13 protein-coding genes and 1 pseudogene are annotated in these 15,827 nt (G+C 65.7%); 10 read left to right on the top strand and 4 right to left on the bottom strand.

Going from position 1 to position 15,827, the window contains the following annotated elements; translation table 11 throughout:
• The first annotated feature begins 19 nt into the window (after nucleotides 1-19).
• The 9 genes and pseudogenes from HN018_RS28745 (at nucleotide 20) to apnL (ending at nucleotide 9,897) form a co-directional block, all read left to right on the top strand.
• Nucleotides 20-790: pseudogene (locus tag HN018_RS28745) on the top strand (triose-phosphate isomerase family protein).
• Complete coding sequence (gene derI / locus HN018_RS21600; protein WP_171834216.1) at nucleotides 787-1,251, top strand: D-erythrulose-4-phosphate isomerase; 465 nt, start codon at nucleotides 787-789, stop codon at nucleotides 1,249-1,251. The pseudogene HN018_RS28745 and the gene derI overlap by 4 nt, the downstream one beginning before the upstream one ends.
• Nucleotides 1,248-2,576, top strand: coding sequence for a four-carbon acid sugar kinase family protein (locus tag HN018_RS21605; protein WP_171834217.1), 1,329 nt, complete (start codon nucleotides 1,248-1,250; stop codon nucleotides 2,574-2,576). Before derI ends, HN018_RS21605 begins: the two co-directional genes overlap by 4 nt.
• Before the next feature lie 112 nt (nucleotides 2,577-2,688).
• Complete coding sequence (locus tag HN018_RS21610) at nucleotides 2,689-3,627, top strand: D-ribose ABC transporter substrate-binding protein (RefSeq protein WP_171834218.1); 939 nt, start codon at nucleotides 2,689-2,691, stop codon at nucleotides 3,625-3,627.
• A gap of 49 nt (nucleotides 3,628-3,676) precedes the next feature.
• Nucleotides 3,677-4,318 carry a DUF2291 family protein gene (locus HN018_RS21615; RefSeq protein WP_171834219.1) on the top strand — a complete coding sequence of 214 codons (642 nt, stop codon included), beginning with the start codon at nucleotides 3,677-3,679 and terminating at the stop codon, nucleotides 4,316-4,318.
• Nucleotides 4,315-5,865 (top strand): sugar ABC transporter ATP-binding protein, encoded by a 1,551-nt coding sequence (locus HN018_RS21620; protein WP_171834220.1) that lies wholly within the window; start codon nucleotides 4,315-4,317, stop codon nucleotides 5,863-5,865. Before HN018_RS21615 ends, HN018_RS21620 begins: the two co-directional genes overlap by 4 nt.
• Nucleotides 5,862-6,926, top strand: a complete 1,065-nt coding sequence (locus HN018_RS21625; RefSeq protein ID WP_171834221.1) for an ABC transporter permease — start codon at nucleotides 5,862-5,864, stop codon at nucleotides 6,924-6,926. Before HN018_RS21620 ends, HN018_RS21625 begins: the two co-directional genes overlap by 4 nt.
• The gene (locus HN018_RS21630; RefSeq protein WP_171834222.1) at nucleotides 6,926-7,969 is read left to right on the top strand and encodes a Gfo/Idh/MocA family protein; all 1,044 of its coding nucleotides are present in this window, start codon (nucleotides 6,926-6,928) and stop codon (nucleotides 7,967-7,969) included. The genes HN018_RS21625 and HN018_RS21630 overlap by 1 nt, the downstream gene beginning before the upstream one ends.
• The gene (gene apnL / locus HN018_RS21635) at nucleotides 7,966-9,897 is read left to right on the top strand and encodes a D-apionate lactonase (protein WP_204259609.1); all 1,932 of its coding nucleotides are present in this window, start codon (nucleotides 7,966-7,968) and stop codon (nucleotides 9,895-9,897) included. Before HN018_RS21630 ends, apnL begins: the two co-directional genes overlap by 4 nt.
• Nucleotides 9,898-9,909: 12 nt before the next feature.
• On the opposite strand, the gene HN018_RS21640 is transcribed toward apnL, so the two are convergent.
• Nucleotides 9,910-10,848 (bottom strand): transcriptional regulator NanR, encoded by a 939-nt coding sequence (locus HN018_RS21640; protein WP_204259610.1) that lies wholly within the window; start codon nucleotides 10,846-10,848, stop codon nucleotides 9,910-9,912.
• A 15-nt stretch (nucleotides 10,849-10,863) separates the two neighbouring features.
• Between HN018_RS21640 and HN018_RS21645 the strand changes: the two genes are divergently transcribed.
• Entirely contained in the window at nucleotides 10,864-11,850 is a 987-nt protein-coding gene (locus HN018_RS21645) for an aldo/keto reductase (RefSeq protein ID WP_171834223.1), read from the top strand.
• A 12-nt stretch (nucleotides 11,851-11,862) separates the two neighbouring features.
• Here the strand turns inward: HN018_RS21645 and HN018_RS21650 are convergent, their stop codons facing one another.
• From HN018_RS21650 to HN018_RS21660, 3 genes are read right to left on the bottom strand one after another with little or no spacing between them, the layout of a single operon-like run.
• The gene (locus tag HN018_RS21650; protein WP_204259611.1) at nucleotides 11,863-14,247 is read right to left on the bottom strand and encodes a hypothetical protein; all 2,385 of its coding nucleotides are present in this window, start codon (nucleotides 14,245-14,247) and stop codon (nucleotides 11,863-11,865) included.
• 24 nt (nucleotides 14,248-14,271) lie between these two features.
• Complete coding sequence (locus HN018_RS21655; RefSeq protein ID WP_171834305.1) at nucleotides 14,272-15,051, bottom strand: ABC transporter ATP-binding protein; 780 nt, start codon at nucleotides 15,049-15,051, stop codon at nucleotides 14,272-14,274.
• Nucleotides 15,048-15,824 carry an ABC transporter permease gene (locus HN018_RS21660; RefSeq protein ID WP_171834224.1) on the bottom strand — a complete coding sequence of 259 codons (777 nt, stop codon included), beginning with the start codon at nucleotides 15,822-15,824 and terminating at the stop codon, nucleotides 15,048-15,050. Before HN018_RS21660 ends, HN018_RS21655 begins: the two co-directional genes overlap by 4 nt.
• Nucleotides 15,825-15,827 lie beyond the last annotated feature (3 nt).

Genomic DNA, 15,827 nt, shown 5'->3' on the forward strand with positions numbered 1-15,827 from the left:
GGCCGGAACCGGCTGGAAGATGAACAACGACGCGGCCGGGACTGCCCGCTACGGCGCGGCGATCAGGGCTGGGCTGGGCATCGGCCCGGAAGCGGCCGTAGCCGCCTTGCTCGACCTGTTCGTGCTGCCGCCGTTCACCTCGCTGCATGCAGCGCAGGCAGCGTTCCGGGGTACGCCGGTGGCGATCGGAGCGCAGAACGTGCACTGGGACGAGAGTGGCGCCTGGACCGGCGAGATCTCGGCACCGATGCTGGCGGAAGCCGGTTGCCGCTACGTGGCACTCGCGCATTCGGAACGGCTGACCCATTTCAGCGAGAGCTATCCGCTTGTCCGGCTCAAGGTGAATGTCGCACTCCGGCACGGCATCACGCCCGTGCTGTGTCTCGGCGAAACTGCCGACGAACGCGAGGCGGGTCAGGCCGATGCAGTCCTGGCGACGCAGGTTCGCACCGCGCTGGCCGACTAGGCGCACGACGCGGACAAGATCGTGCTGGCCTATGAGCCGCGCTGGGCGATCGGCGGTGCCGCGGCGGCATCGCCCGACTATGTCGCCGAGCGGCACCACGCGTTGCGCGCTCACGTACGATCCGACTACGGCGCCGACGCCGCCGACCGCATGCGGATCATCTATGGCGGCGCAGTGACGCCTGACACCGGACCGACGCTGATCGCACTCGATAACGTCGATGGGCTGTTCGTCGGTCGCGCGGCATGGACCGCCGATGGCTTCATGCGGATCGTGGCGATCGTCGCAGCCGCAGCCAAACTCAAGCAAGGCAGACCTTCATGAAACTCGTCCTCGCGGCCGATAGTGCCGGCAAATCGCTCCTGGATGCCGTGGCGGCGCATCTTGCCAGACAGGGCGAGCACGAGATCGTCGATCTCAGCGTGCCGGCGGACGGATCGGCGGAGACGTATGCGGTGATGACCGACCGTGCGGCGGAAGCGATCCTTGATGGTCGTGCCGAGCGCGGCATCTTCTGCTGCGGCACCGGGATCGGCGTGTGCATCTCCGCCAACAAGATTCCCGGTATTCGTGCCGCACTCACGCACGATACCTACTCTGCCAGCCGGGCGGCACTCAGCAACGATGCGCAGATCATCACCATGGGCGGCCGCGTGATCGGACCGGAACTGGCGAAATCGATCGTCGACACCTGGCTGTCGTCGCATTTCGATCCGGCAAGCCCGTCGGCCGCGAACGTGCAGGCCATCGACGATCTCGACCGCAAGCACGCCCGCATCGGATGAGCGACCTCCTCCTCTCCTATTACGGCGACGATCTCACCGGATCGACCGACGTCATGGAGGCACTGAGCCTGCGTGGCGTTTCGACGGTGCTGTTCATCCGGCTTCCGACCGCGGCGCAGCGTGCGCGCTTTCCCGATGTCCGCGCGATCGGTCTTGCCGGCACCAGCCGCAGCGAGACGCCGGCCTGGATGCGGGAACACCTGCCCGCCGACTTCGCCTGGCTGGACGGGCTCGACGCGCCGCTGTGCCACTACAAGGTGTGCTCGACATTCGACTCCGCACCGGACATCGGCAGTATCGGCTGCGCCCTCGATATCGGCCGGCAGGTGTTCGGGGGGTCGGTCGTGCCGCTGGTGGTCGGTGCGCCGCAACTGCGTCGCTACACCGCCTTCGGGCAGTTGTTCGCGGCCTACCAGGGCAGCGTGTATCGGATCGACCGGCATCCGGTGATGAGCCGGCACCCGGTCACGCCCATGGCCGAAGCGGATCTGGTGCTGCATCTGTCGCATCAGACGCAGGCCCGGATCGGCCGGATCGACCATGTGCAGCTCCTGGCGCCCGAGGCCGACGCGCTGGTCGACCAGCTTGCCGCCTCGAACGATGTCCTGTTGCTCGATGTGGCGGATGATCTGCAGCAGCGCGCTGTCGGGCGGCAGCTGACCCGGCTGCAGCGATCCGGCAGCCGGTTCGCGGTCGGATCGTCGGGGATGGAATATGCCCTGTCCGCCGCCTGGACCGAAGACGGGGTGATTTCCGGCACGTCGGACTTTAAGTCTCCCGGGGCAGTCGATCGTATCGCAGTCGTATCGGGCAGCGTGTCGCCGACGACGGAGCGCCAGATCCTGCATGCCGAAGAGGCGGGCTTCGTGCGCATCGCCATCGATCCGCAAGCGTTCGTCCGGCCCGGCGGACACGCAGCCATCACGCAGGCGACTGAACAGGCCGAACGGGCGCTCGGATCTGGCCGCAGCGTCATCCTGCACACGGCACTTGGGCCGTCGAGCGACGTCGGCGCCAGTTTTGCCGGTCTCGATGGTGCACGACACATGATCGGACAGGGTCTCGGCCACCTGCTGGCCGGGCTGGTGCGATCGCAGGGACTGACCCGCGCGGTCATTGCCGGCGGCGATACCTCCAGTCACGCGCTGCGGGAGCTCGGGATATTTGCCCTCACCACCTGCCTGCCATTGCCGCAGACGCCGGGATCGCCGCTGTGCACGGCACATTCCGACGATCCTGCCTTCGACGGACTGCAGATCGCGCTGAAGGGCGGCCAGGTCGGCAACGACGCCTATTTCCCGAACATCCGCGCCGGAACAGCCTGAAACGCCAGGCCCGGCACCAGTCACCTCATTGACTCATCATACCAATTATTGGACTATGTGCCAACAGGAACAGTTCCGGAAGAAGGACTGTCGCCATCACCGGAGAATGTTCATGAAGGCCCGTACCCTGCTTTGCTGCCTGCTCGCCACGAGCTTCATGGTTTCGGCCGCGGTTTCGGCGCGGGCCGCCGGCCTGGTCGCGGTCATTACGCCGTCGCACGACAACCCGTTCTATGGCGCCGAGGCGGATGCGGCGAAAGCCAAGGCCGAGTCCCTGGGCTACAGCGCCATCGAGCTGTCACACGACGATGATCCGGCCAAGCAGTACCAGCTCGTCGAGGCGATGATCGCCCGCGGCGCCAAGGCGATCATCCTTGATAATGCAGGATCCGATGCAACCGTCGCTGCGGTGCAGATGGCGCAGAAGGCCAAGATCCCGACCTTCCTGATCGATCGCGAGATCAGCGTGCCCAAGGTCGCAGTCTCGCAGATCATTTCGAACAACTACCAGGGTGCGCAGATCGGCGCGCAGGCGTTCGTCAAGCTGATGGGCGAGAAAGGCTCGTACGTGGAGCTGGTCGGTCGCGACAGCGATACCAATGCCGGCATCCGGTCCAAGGGCTTCCACGACGTTATCGACGACTATCCGGACCTGAAGATGGTTGCGCGGCAGTCCGCGAACTGGAAGCAGAGCGAGGCCTTCTCGAAGATGCAGTCCATTCTCGAAGCCAATCCGAAGATCAAGGGCGTGATCTGCGGCAACGACACCATGGCGATGGGCGCTTATGCCGCGCTGAAGGCTGCCGGCCATGGCGACGTGATCGTCGTCGGCATGGACGGCAGCAACGACGTTCGGGACTCGATCGAGCAGGGCGGCATCCGAGCCACCGTGCTGCAGCCGGTGATCCAGGAAGCCGAGACGGCGGTGGTGCAGATGGACAAGTATCTGAAGTCCGGCTCGACCGGCGCTGCGGAGAAACAGCTTCTGGACTGCACGCTGATCGACAAGACCAACGCGACCAAACTCGAACGTTTCAAGCTGTCCAACTGATCACCCCGGACAGTTTGCGCGCATCCAGGATCGGAACCGCCTGTTGACGATGAGAGCTACATTTCTGCTCGGCAGCCTGTGCCTGCTGTCGACACTTCCTGGATGCCGGTTCGTCAAGACCGGGAGCGTGACGGCGACGCAGGCTTCCGGTGCGCAGGACCCGAAGGCGCGGGTCGATGCACTCTGGACGCCGAAGCTGCTTGCCTATGCAAAGGCCAAGGCAGCGCCCTATCCGGAGCTTGCAGCTCAACTCGCCAAGTCGCCGAATGACGCGATCAAGGCGCACGGCTATCACGGCGGCGACGCGTCGGCGAAACCGGTGCTGTTCGCGCAGATCGACGGCACCGTCGTCGATGTCGAAACGACCAGCCGAGCGGGAACGCTCGGGGTTGATGTCGACGGCGACGGCAAGCCGGACGTCACGATACAGATCGGACCGGTCATTCGTGGGTCCGCCCTGCGCGATGGGCTTGATTTCATCTCGTTCAGCAGCTTTTCCAACCAGATCGATTTCGCCGATTTCTCGAAGGCGCTGAATGCGCATGTCCGCGACGTGGTGCTGAAGGATCTGCCGCGCGACCAGCTGAAGGGGCGTCGCATCTCGATCCTGGGCGCGTTCTTTGCCGATCCCGCGAACCCGGTTCCGCTGGTGACGCCGATCACGATCACCCTGCCGGAGAAGACGCCGTGACCGAGCAGCCGGTCCTGCTACGGGTCGAGACCGTCAGCAAGGTCTATCCCGGGATCATCGCGTTGCAGGACGTCTCGTTCGACGTGGTCGGCGGCGCCGTGAACGTGCTCGTCGGCGAGAACGGCGCCGGCAAGTCGACGCTGATGAAGGTGATCGCCGGCGTCGTCCAGCCAACCAGCGGCCGCATGCTGATGGACGGCAACGAAGTCCAGTTCAATACCCGCGACGAGGCGATCGCCCGCGGTATCGGCATGGTGTTCCAGGAACTGAACCTGTTTCCCAATATGAGCGTGGCGGAAAACATCTTCATCGGCCGGGAGATCACCCGGCCCGGCCGCGGTATCGACATCAGGGAGCAGGAACGGCGTGCCGGCGACTATCTACGCCAGCTCGAAGCGGATATCGACCCGACCGGGATGGTCGGCGACCTGCCGATCGGCCAGCAGCAGATCGTCGAGATCGCCAAGGCCTTGGCGCAGAATGCCCGCATCCTGATCATGGACGAGCCGACCTCGGCACTAAGTCTGGCTGAGACGACGGTGCTTTTCAGGGTGATCGACGAGCTGAAGGCGCGCGGCGTCGGCATCGTCTACATCTCGCACCGGCTCGAGGAGCTGATCCGGATCGGCGATTTCGTCACCACCCTACGCGACGGGCGCGTCACCGGCGGCGCGCGCATGGCCGAGATCGACCTGCCCTGGATCATCCGCAAGATGATCGGCGGCGAGGCCAAGGACTTCCCGAAGGCGGACGGACACCGCATCGGCGCGGAGGTGTTTCGCGCCGAGGAGATCACGCTGCCGAGCGTATCCGGCGGCTACAAGGTCGACCATGTGTCGCTGTCGGTCAGGAAGGGCGAGATCGTCGGCATCTACGGGCTGATGGGGGCCGGACGCTCGGAGTTCTTCGACTGCGTGATGGGCCGCCACACCCATTCCGCCGGCCGCATCTTCATCGACGGCAAGCTGGTGCGCGAGTGCCACGTCAGCGGCCGGATCCGGCGCGGCCTGGCGCTGATCCCCGAGGACCGGCAGCGCGAAGGACTGGTGTCGATCCTGTCGATCGCCACCAACATGACGATGGCCAGCCTCGCCCGCTACACCAGCCTGTTCCACATCAGGCGCGAACGCGAGGCGGCTGCGGTTTCCGCCACCATACGCGACCTCTCGATCAAGGCGCCGTATCCCGACCTGCCGGTCTCCTCGATGAGCGGCGGCAACCAGCAGAAGGTGGTGATCGCGAAAGCCCTGATGACCAGCCCCAAGGTCTTGCTAATGGACGAACCGTCGCGCGGCATCGACATCGGCGCCAAGGCCGACGTGTTCCGCACCATGCGCAGGCTTGCCGCCGACGGGCTCGGCATCCTGTTCGTCACCTCCGACCTGGAGGAAGTCATGGCGCTGTCCGACCGGATCGCGGTGATGAGCAATGGCCGCGTCACCCGGTTGTTCGAGCCCGGCGAGGCCACCGAGGATGCGGTCGTGCTGGCATCCTCGGTCGGGCACGGCACCCATTCCCATTCAAGTCCTGCGAGTGTCACGCCATGAGCGCTACCATCCAAACCACCCGCCCGGACGTGAAGCCTGCTTTCTCGCTCGGTCTGCAACTGCTGAAGCTGCGCACCTTCATCGCCCTGTTCGTGGTGGTGGTGTTCTTCGGGCTGGCGGCGCCGAACTTCGCCAGTGCGGCCAACGTCATCCTGATTTCCAAGCAGGTGGCGATCAACGCGATCCTGTCGCTCGGCATGACGTTCGTGATCATCACCGGCGGCATCGATTTGTCGATCGGCTCGATCGTCGGCCTATCCGGCATGATGGCCGGCGGGCTGATCCTGCATGGCTTCGACACGCATCTCGGCTACACGATCTATTTCAACGTGGTCGAAACCTGCCTGATCACGCTGGTGCTCGGCGTGCTGATCGGCGCAATCAATGGCTGGCTGATCACCAAGCTCAACGTGGCGCCGTTCATCGCCACGCTCGGGATGCTCTACGTCGCCCGCGGTGCGGCGCTGCTGTCGTCCAACGGCGATACGTTCTCCAACCTGGTCGGGCGCAAGGAGTTCGGGAACCAGGGTTTTCCGTTCCTGGGCGAGGGCACGATCCTGGGCCTGCCGGTCGCCATCTGGATGATGATCGGGCTGGGGCTGGTGGCCGCCTACGTCGCGGTGCGTACGCCGCTCGGGCGCTACATCTACGCGGTCGGCGGCAACGAGCGCGCGGCCGGCCTGTCCGGCATTCGCGTCAACCACGTGAAGATGGTCGTCTACATGTTCAGCGGCTTCTGCGCCGCAGTGGTCGGGCTGGTCATCACCTCGCAGCTGGTCGCGGCGCAGCCGGCCACCGGCGAGACCTTCGAGCTGACCGCAATCGCGGCGGTGGTGCTGGGCGGCACGTCGATGTCCGGCGGTCGCGGCACGATCGGCGGCACCATCATCGGCGCCTTCGTCATCGGCATCCTGTCCGAGGGGCTGGTGATGATGGGGGTCAGCACCTTCTGGCAGATCGTGGTGAAGGGGCTGGTGATCATCCTCGCAGTCGTGGTGGACCAGGCACAGCGTAAGCTGCAGGCGCGTGCGGTGCTGCGGCAAGTGGCGAAGGCCGGCTGATGCAGGCCGGGGCCGCTCCCAGGCTGCGTGGCGCGCTGATCGGTTGCGGCTTTTTCGCGGTCAACCAGATGCACGGCTGGGCCGATCTGCCGGACGTCGAGATCGTGGCGCTGTGCGACCGCGATCCGGCCCGGCTGGCGCAGTTCGGAGAACAGTTCGGGGTGACGGCGCGCTACCAGGATGCCGAGCGGATGCTGGCGACGGAACGGCTCGACTTCGTCGACATCGCCACCACGCCGCCCAGCCATCGGGCGCTGGTCGAACTGGCGGCACGGCATGGCGTCGCGATCATCTGCCAAAAGCCGATCGCGCCGACGCTGGAGGATGCGCGTGCCATGGTGCAGGCCGCCGAAGATGCTTCCGTGCTGTTCATGGTGCATGAGAACTTCCGCTGGCAGACACCGATCCTTGCGGTGAAGCAGGCGATCCAGGCCGGCCGCATCGGCACGCCGTTCTGGGGCCGCGTCTCGTTCCGCTCGGGCTACGACGTGTATGCGGCGCAGCCCTATCTCGCGACCGGCGCCCGCTTCATCATCGAGGATCTGGGCATCCACAGCCTGGACGTGGCGCGGTTCCTGTTGGGCGACGCGCTGGCGATCACCGCGCGCACCCGTCGGGTCAACCCGGCCATTACTGGCGAGGATGTGGCGACGATGCTGCTGGACCATGTCGGCGGCGTGACCTCGGTGGTGGATTGTTCCTATGCCACGCCGCAGGAGCATGAACCGTTTCCGGAGACGTTCGTCGAGATCGATGGCGAGAACGGGATCTTGCGGCTGGGCCGGGATTATCGCCTGACCATTTCCGGGCGCGACGGGACGGTCATCGAGGACGTGTCCCCGCCGTTGCTGCCGTGGGCGTCGCGTCCCTGGCACAACATCCAGGAGAGCGTGTTCAATATCCAGCGCCACTGGGTGGAAGCCCTTCGCGCCGGCGGTGAGCCCGATACGTCCGGACGCGACAACCTGCAGACGTTCGCACTGGTGCAGGCGGCCTATCTCAGTGCGGAACGTGGCCGGACCGTCCGTCTCGATACGCTGTGACCGATCATGCGGCCCTGTTGCGTCGGCGTCTTGGTACCGATGAAGCGGTGCCGGATGCGGTGACGCTCACCGCCGGGCTGCTGCAGGCCGAGTTCATCGAGGGTGGCCTGCGCACGATCCGCTACGACGGGATCGAAATGTTGCGCGCGGTCGCCTACGTCGTGCGCGACAAGGACTGGGGGACCTATGCGCCGGTCCTGCAGGATTGCACCGTCACGCAGGATGCCGGAGGTTTTCGGGTTTCCTACCAGGCCAGATGCACAGACCCTGAAACCGGCCAGTCGCTCGACTACGCGGCCACCATCGCAGGCACACCCGATGGCCGGTTGACATTCGACGTGTCGGCTGTTCCCGAGACCGACTTCCTGACCACGCGCTGCGGCTTCGCGGTGCTGCATCCGCTGTCCGGTGTCGTCGGCGGGCGGGCTACGGTGGAACATGTCGACGGCAGCGTCGAGGACGCGGTGTTCCCCGAACAGATCGCGCCGTGGCAGCCGTTCCGCGACATACGCGCGATTACCCACGATCCGGCACCTGGCCTGGAAGCACGGTGCCTGCTGCAGGGCGACGTGTTCGAGATGGAGGATCAGCGCGCCTGGTCCGATGCGTCGTTCAAGACCTATGTCCGGCCGCTGGCATTGTTGTGGCCCTATGAATTGCCCGCCGACATTGCGAACCAGCAGAATGTGACCCTGGAGATCAGGGACCGACGACCGGCCGCTATCCGCGCCGCGCGAGCCCGAACGGCTCCGATCGTCGTGACGGTCGGCGAGATCTGCGGCAGCATGCCGCGGATCGGACTGGTGGTTCATCCCGACCAGGCGGAGACGGTCCTTCGCCATCCCGACCTGCTTGCCGAGATCGCGCCCCAGCTTCTGCTTTTCCATCTCGATCCGCTCGCGGGGCATGATGCCGTCGATCTCGGCCGGTTTGCCCGGATCAGCGGGCTGTCCAAGAAGGCGCCTGAACTCTGCCTCGAAGTCGCGTTGCCGGGTCGGGAAGACCCGGTGCATGAAATCTGCCTGCTGGCAGATGCGGCTGCCTCATCAGGGCTCTTGCTGACGTCCCTGATGGTGTCGCCGGCGGTGGATCGGCAATCGACGCCGCCGGGCAGCGCCTGGCCGGATTGCCCGCCGCTGGCCGAAATCTATCAGGCGGCACGGGAAGCGTTTCCCGGCATCCTGCTGGGTGGCGGCATGCTCAGCTACTTCACCGAGCTGAACCGCAAGCCGCCTCCGGTCGCGATGCTGGACTTCGTCTCGCATTGCACCTGCCCGATCGTGCACGCTTCGGACGATCTGTCGGTAATGCAAAGCCTGGAAGCCCTGCCTTATATCGTCGGCTCCGCCCGCGCGATCATCGGTACCGGCCGGGGTTATCGTATCGGCCCATCGACGATCGGGATGCGGCAGAACCCGTATGGATCACGGGTGATCCCGAACCCGGACGGCGTGCGGATGACCATGACGGATCGCGACCCGCGCCAGCGCGGCCTGTTCGCGGCCGCCTGGAGCGTCGGTTATCTGGCAGCTACCGAAGCCGGAAACCTCGATAGTCTGGTACCGGGGGCGCTGACCGGATCGCTGGGGATCGCGGACGAACGACCGGACGGCAGCATCCAGCGCCATCCTGTTTTCGACGTGGTCAGGGACTTCGCACGGGAGGCGGGTCAGCCGCGCCGTTCGTGCTTCGCCGACATGCCGAATTTAGTTGCGGCTGTCGCCACCGTTCGTGCCGACGGCATGACGGAGCTCTGGCTTGCCAACCTGACGGCTGCCGCACAATCGGTTCGAATTGCCGGTGTTCAGGACGTCAACGGTCTCTTGCTTCTCGACGACGATGCAAATTGCGCCCGGTTCGATGACGTGGTTATGGACAACGACATCATCCTGAGCCCGTATTCGGTGGTCAGGCTGCAAGGCCGCTAGACACCGGAACCGTCAGGCGCGTTGCGAGGATTTTGCGGCTTTTCGCGCAGGCTTTGCAGTGAATGCAGTGTCCGGCGATGGGCGATCGGTCTGATGCACATACAACGTGCTGGACCGCTGCAGATGCTTGATCATGGTTGCTTCGGCTTTTTCGGGATCATGAGCCGCGATGCAGTCGACGATCTCCGCGTGCTCGGCGATCGTTACGTTCTCCTTGCCCGTCCAGTGCAGCATTTCGGTATGGTAGCTACGCAGCCAGCCCAGCATCGCCCGGCAGACGGCTTCGAAAATCGGATTGCGCGCGCTGGCCGCGATCATCACATGGAATTCCATGTCCTGCTCGATGAAGCTCGTGATGTCATCGGTCATGGCGGATTGCCGCTTGATCGCCTGCCGCAGGGCGGTCACCTCGGTCTTGCTCGCAGATTCTGCCGCAGCCCGGACCATGCCCCGTTCGAAGAACAGCCGTGCATCGAGCAGGTGATGCAGGGATTGCGATGAGCCCGACAGCATCAGTTGCGCGGGGAGATCGATCTGGCGAAACAGCGATGCCGGCGTCAGGGCGCAAACACGTGCGCGCTCGCCATGCGAAATGCTGATGAGACCGAGATTGCTCAACGCATGCATCGCCTCGCGAATGGCGGGGCGGCCCACGCCGAAGCGTTCCATGAGATCGCGCTCGGACGGCAGTGTGTCGCCGATCTTGAGCTCACCACCGAGAATGATGGTCTTGAGGCGGTCGAAGATCTCGTCCGACAGCTTGCGACGGATAATCTGCTCGCTTGAACTCATCCGGAATACCTTCGAGATTGTCTCTGTCCGGTGACGAGCGAACTCGTTTTCCAGCGACCGTCGGATACACGGACAATTTAACATGGGCGCGGTCGACATGCCAGCGCATCGGCCGACTGTTGGACATGGCCCGACGCCAGGCCGGGCCGGGATCACCATAGGGAGACGTTCGACATGAAGATGCGAAGGCTGGGTCGTGATGGACCCGAGGTTTCGGCTCTCGGACTGGGCTGCATGGGGATGTCCGATTTCTATGGTCAGCGCGATCATCAGGAAAGCGTCAGGACACTTCATCGTGCGGTCGAACTCGGCGTCACCTTTTTCGATAGCGCGGACGTGTACGGCGTCGGCGCCAACGAGGAACTGGTCGGTCGTGAGCTGCGCGGCGTACGGGATCGCGTGTTCATCGCGACCAAGTTCGCCAACACCTGGGGGCCGAACGGCGAGCGGACTGGGATCAGCGGCAGGCCGGATTACGTCCGGTCCGCCTGTGACGCGAGCCTCAAGCGGCTCGGCCTCGACGTGATCGACCTGTATTACCAGCACCGGGTCGATCCGCGGACACCGATCGAGGAAACCGTCGGGGCGATGGCAGAGCTGGTGAAGGCCGGCAAGGTTCGCTTCCTGGGCTTGTCCGAAGCGTCGGCGGCGACCATCCGGCGGGCGCATGCCGTGCATCCGATCACCGCGCTGCAGACCGAGTATTCGCTGTGGTCCCGCGAGCCTGAAGAGTCGATCCTGCCGACGCTGCGCGAACTCGGGATCGGCTTCGTGCCCTACAGCCCGTTGGGACGTGGCTTTCTCACCGGGCAGATCAAGTCGCCCGACGACCTGGAGAAGGACGACTGGCGACGCAATTCGCCGCGGTTCCAGGGAGAGGCCTTCACCAGGAACCTCGATCTGGTCGCCGAACTCAAACAGCTTGCCGAGAGCAAGGGCTGTAAGGCGGGTCAGCTGGCGCTTGCCTGGGTGCTGGCACAGGGCGACGACGTGGTGCCGATCCCAGGAACCAAGAAGGTCCGGTATCTCGAGGAAAACCTCGCTTCGGCCGACCTCGTGCTGGGCACCGATGAACTGGATGCCATTGCCCGGCTTCTGCCGGCCGGTTCGGTCAGTGGCGAACGTTATCCTGCAGCAGGCATGCAGGCGGTGAACGGCTGACCTTGCAATCGGCTAGGTGAACATGACGATCAGCGGCGAGGTGTAAACCGCAGATCCGTCACGCTGGCGCCCGACCAGATAGATCTGCCGATGACCGTGCGGACCGTTGTCGGGACCGATGACGAACGACCCCTGCACGTCGCGCGGCATGTCCTGGTCGGCAAGACGCTGGATGGAGACATGCATGTCTACGCCTGCGAGGTTCGCGGTAACGGTACCGGTTTCGAGAAGATGCGGGCCATCGGTTTCCAGCCGGAATGTCGGCTGGTGCACGAAACCACTGCCGGCGCGTGCGTCGCCGACCTTCACGTAGCCGCCGATGGTTCCCTCGACCAGGATGGTCGCACGGGCGATGGCATCCAGCTCGAGTTCGATCGTGTCGCGGTCGCCGAACGTGTCGGAGTGGAAATCGACCGTCACCGGCGAACTGCGACGGATCGTTTCCTCCTGGTGCTCGAAGCCGAATGCCGTGTGCCCGAGGATGGTGGCGCCGGTGACGGTGATCCGTCCCTGCCAGGCGGCCCAGCGATAGCGATCGCGGATACGCGCACCGCCCCAGCGGACGCGGAGCCGGCGCTGCGAGAAGCCGGCTTCGCGCTGCAGGTCGCGCGACCAGATGCAGCCGGTATGGTCGTAGGCCTCGATGGTGTCGAAGCCGATATCGCCGAGAAACCGGTAATCGACGCGGAGCTCGCCCGCCTGGGTGAACTCGTCGCCCTGCAGATGCGCGCCCGACCACGCCAGTCCGACCGAACGCTCGCCGGTGGTCGCGAAGGTGTTCCGGGCCCGCAGCGCCTGCCCGACCGTGCCGCGATCCAGCCGGTCCGCCAGGATGCCGGTCAGCCCGCCCTTGGTTCCGAACACCGCGGTTCCGGGTGCACCGCCGCCGCAGCGGCCGCGATGCTCGTCGCTGTTCGCCGAAACCCCGATCTTGTAGCCGCGCGCCACCGCATCCTGCAGCAGCCACGGGAAGTGGCCCCACGCCGATCCGACCTCGACCAGCCGCTCCAGGGCCGGGTGATGCCAGCCGAGATTGCAGCGCCGCCCGCCGACATGCGGGATCAGCAGATGGCCTTCGGGATCGTGCGCGTAGGTGGCGTAGACATCCTCGAGCGGCCATGCGCCCGGCTCGATCCGGTCGGACGCCATCTCCTCGTTCCACTCGAACGAGCGCACCAGGTTGCCATTCCGGTCGAACGGAAACTCCGGCACGCGGTCATGCAGGAACACCACGTTGTGGTCGCCGCCGGCGCAGGAGTTGCCGCACCATTCGGTGCCGGGATAGCACACGAAGCGCCCGGCCTGGTTCATCGTGTTGACGTGCGCGACTGCCTGGTTCCAGCGCGCCTCGGTGATCTGGAAGTCGTTCGCCGTGTAGCCGAGCACGTCGAGCCCGGCCACGTCGCGGCCGTAGCCGAGATTATACACGGTGTCGTTGGTGCCGACCGTGTCGTCGGAATGCACATGCAGGTCGCCGTAGAAAATACGCTCGAACCGGGCGGCCGGATCGACGGAGACGTAGGCGTGGGCGGGCAGGACCCGGGCCCTGCCCTCGAGGCTTGCGTCCAGTCTGAACTCGCCCGGCTGGTCCAGCTTCAGGCTGTCGACCGTCGCAATCGCCCATCCATCGTCGGACAGGACGGCGTGCGTGACGACCGGCGGCGTGTCGGCATGGTGGGCGGTGAGCAGGACGCTGTTGCCGCCGTCGATGGTGGTGTTGCCCCAGGCATCCTCGGTGCGCAGATGGATGCGGATCGCGGTGTTCGGCCGTATCAACCGGGGCGCCGTCACGATCAGTCGCTCGGCTGGCCCGGGGACGATCTGCATGACGACATCGCCCGGCACCGCGCTGAAGCGCGAGGTCCCGACCGGATCGATATAGAGCCTGAACCGGAAATCCTGTTCCACGAATGTCTGCACGCGAGTGCCGGGTCCGCCGGCGCGGCGATCGCCGAGACGGATCAGGATGTGGTCGCCGGGATTGAGATATCCGTCGATCACGTCGACGATGATGGCCTTCTGGAAGGGTCTCTCATGGCCCTTCTGGTCGAAGCGGCACGAGAGCGATTGCACCGTTGCCGGTTCCTGGCCGGGCAAGAGCCGGCCTGCCTGATATTCGGCGGAAATGTAGTTCGCAGCCGTCGGATCGATGGTCTGGAACAAGGCCCAGTCCGAGTAGAACTTGAAGGTCGCCTTGATCCAGGCGCCGTCCGCCAGGCCCGACGCTCCCACCTCGTAGTCGAGCACGATCTCCTGCCAGCTTCCGGCCTCGACCGTCTCGGTCCTGCAGGCGACCTGCCCCAGGAACGGCATCCGCTTGCTGGCTTCGTAATATCCGTCCGGCGCCACGTGCGGGCCGATAATCCGGTGTCGGGTAGCGCGGTCCATGAAGTCCATCGCGGGCGTTCCTCGGAATCCAGGTCAGATATCGACGCCGCGCCAGGCGCCGGCGGCAGGGTCGTCGGTCAGCAGGGCGCGCAGGTGCCGGCCGAGCATCGCATGCTGCGGGTCGTCGCGTTCGCGCGGACGCGGGCCGACCTGGAGCTCGCCGCGCACCGATGCAGGGGTTCCGCCGAGCACGACGATACGGTCCGCCAGGAACAGTGCCTCGTCGATGTCGTGCGTGACGAACAGCACGGTCTTGCGCGTCTGCAGCCAGATCCGCAGCAGTTCCTCCTGCAGCGCCGCGCGGGTGATCGCGTCCAGCGCGCCGAACGGCTCGTCCATCAGCAGCAGGTCCGGATCGACGGCCAGCGCCCGCGCCACGCCGACGCGCTGGCGCTGGCCGCCGGACAACTGGTGCGGCCAGCGTCCGGCCTGCGCCTCGAGTCCGACCAGGGCCAAAGCGCGCAGGGCGCGATCGTGCCGGTCCGCTCGCGACAGTCGCAGCCCTTCGAGGCCGAGTTCGACATTGGCCCGCACCCGGCGCCAGGGCAGCAGCTTGGCATCCTGGAACACCAGGGCCGCGCTGCGCCGGTTGCCGACGCGATCGGGAGGACGCTGCACCAAGCCCTTGCCGGGTGCGACCAGTCCCATGGCGACCCGAAGCAAGGTCGACTTGCCGACGCCGGATGGTCCCAGCAGCGCCACGAACTCCCCCGGTGCAACGGCGAGGTCCAGGCCCTGAAGGATGGTCGTGGTGGCGCCGTCCTGGGTGTAGGACAGGGTGATGTCTTGCAGCGACAGCAGCGGCGCGGTCATCTTTGCCACGCGAGCAGTCGGTTGCGCACCAGCATGAAGACCGAGTCAGTGAGCGCGTAGAGCAGCGCCATGGTCAGCATGTAGATCACCACCAGGTCGGTCGCGAGCAGGCTGGACGCCTGCATCATGCGCGCGCCGATCCCAGGAACGCCGAACAATTCGGCTGCCACGACCGACATCCAGGCCTGGCCGATCCCGGTGCGCAGGCCCGCCAGGATGCCCGGCATCGAGGCCGGCACCACGATCTTGGTCAGCCGGCCCAGCACGCTGGCGTGGCCGAACGCATCGGCCACTTCGAACAGCGACCGGTCGATCGCCTGTACTGCGCCGTGGGCCGCATAGAAGTTGATCCAGAACACCGAGATCGCAACGACGAAGGTGGCGCCTGCGGTGTTGAGGCCGAACCACAGGATGGCGAACGGAACCCATGCCAGGCTTGGAATCGGCCGGAGCAGCCTGACCAGCCCGCTGGTCAGCGCGTCGAGGCGGGGGAGCATGCCGCATGCCAGGCCAGCCCCGATCCCGAGGCAGGTGCCGATCAGCACGCCCAGCAGATAGTGCGTCAGGCTGTCGAGGATGGCCTGCAGCCAGAAGCCGCCGCGCACCTCCCTGATCCAGGCGGCGGGCAGTTCGCTCGGTCGTGGCAGGAGCCCCGGCGACACCAGCCCGAGCCGCAGGACCGCTTCCCAGGTGCCGAACAGCAGGCACAGGCCGAGGCCGCCGAGCAGCAATCGTGACGACGAGGCGCTCGGGCGGCGTAACCGGACAGGCATTTG

The organism is Lichenicola cladoniae (assembly GCF_013201075.1).
GTDB classification, from domain to species: domain Bacteria; phylum Pseudomonadota; class Alphaproteobacteria; order Acetobacterales; family Acetobacteraceae; genus Lichenicola; species Lichenicola cladoniae.

Bases quoted from the DNA above. Each gene is read 5' to 3' on its own strand.
- derI (WP_171834216.1), top strand. From the start codon at position 787: ATGAAACTCGTCCTCGCGGCCGATAGTGCCGGCAAATCGCTCCTGGAT.
- HN018_RS21605 (WP_171834217.1), top strand. From the start codon at position 1,248: ATGAGCGACCTCCTCCTCTCCTATTACGGCGACGATCTCACCGGATCG.
- HN018_RS21610 (WP_171834218.1), top strand. From the start codon at position 2,689: ATGAAGGCCCGTACCCTGCTTTGCTGCCTGCTCGCCACGAGCTTCATG.
- HN018_RS21615 (WP_171834219.1), top strand. From the start codon at position 3,677: ATGAGAGCTACATTTCTGCTCGGCAGCCTGTGCCTGCTGTCGACACTT.
- HN018_RS21625 (WP_171834221.1), top strand. From the start codon at position 5,862: ATGAGCGCTACCATCCAAACCACCCGCCCGGACGTGAAGCCTGCTTTC.
- HN018_RS21630 (WP_171834222.1), top strand. From the start codon at position 6,926: ATGCAGGCCGGGGCCGCTCCCAGGCTGCGTGGCGCGCTGATCGGTTGC.
- HN018_RS21640 (WP_204259610.1), bottom strand. From the start codon at position 10,848: ATGGTGATCCCGGCCCGGCCTGGCGTCGGGCCATGTCCAACAGTCGGC.
- HN018_RS21645 (WP_171834223.1), top strand. From the start codon at position 10,864: ATGAAGATGCGAAGGCTGGGTCGTGATGGACCCGAGGTTTCGGCTCTC.
- HN018_RS21650 (WP_204259611.1), bottom strand. From the start codon at position 14,247: ATGGACTTCATGGACCGCGCTACCCGACACCGGATTATCGGCCCGCAC.
- HN018_RS21655 (WP_171834305.1), bottom strand. From the start codon at position 15,051: ATGACCGCGCCGCTGCTGTCGCTGCAAGACATCACCCTGTCCTACACC.
- HN018_RS21660 (WP_171834224.1), bottom strand. From the start codon at position 15,824: ATGCCTGTCCGGTTACGCCGCCCGAGCGCCTCGTCGTCACGATTGCTG.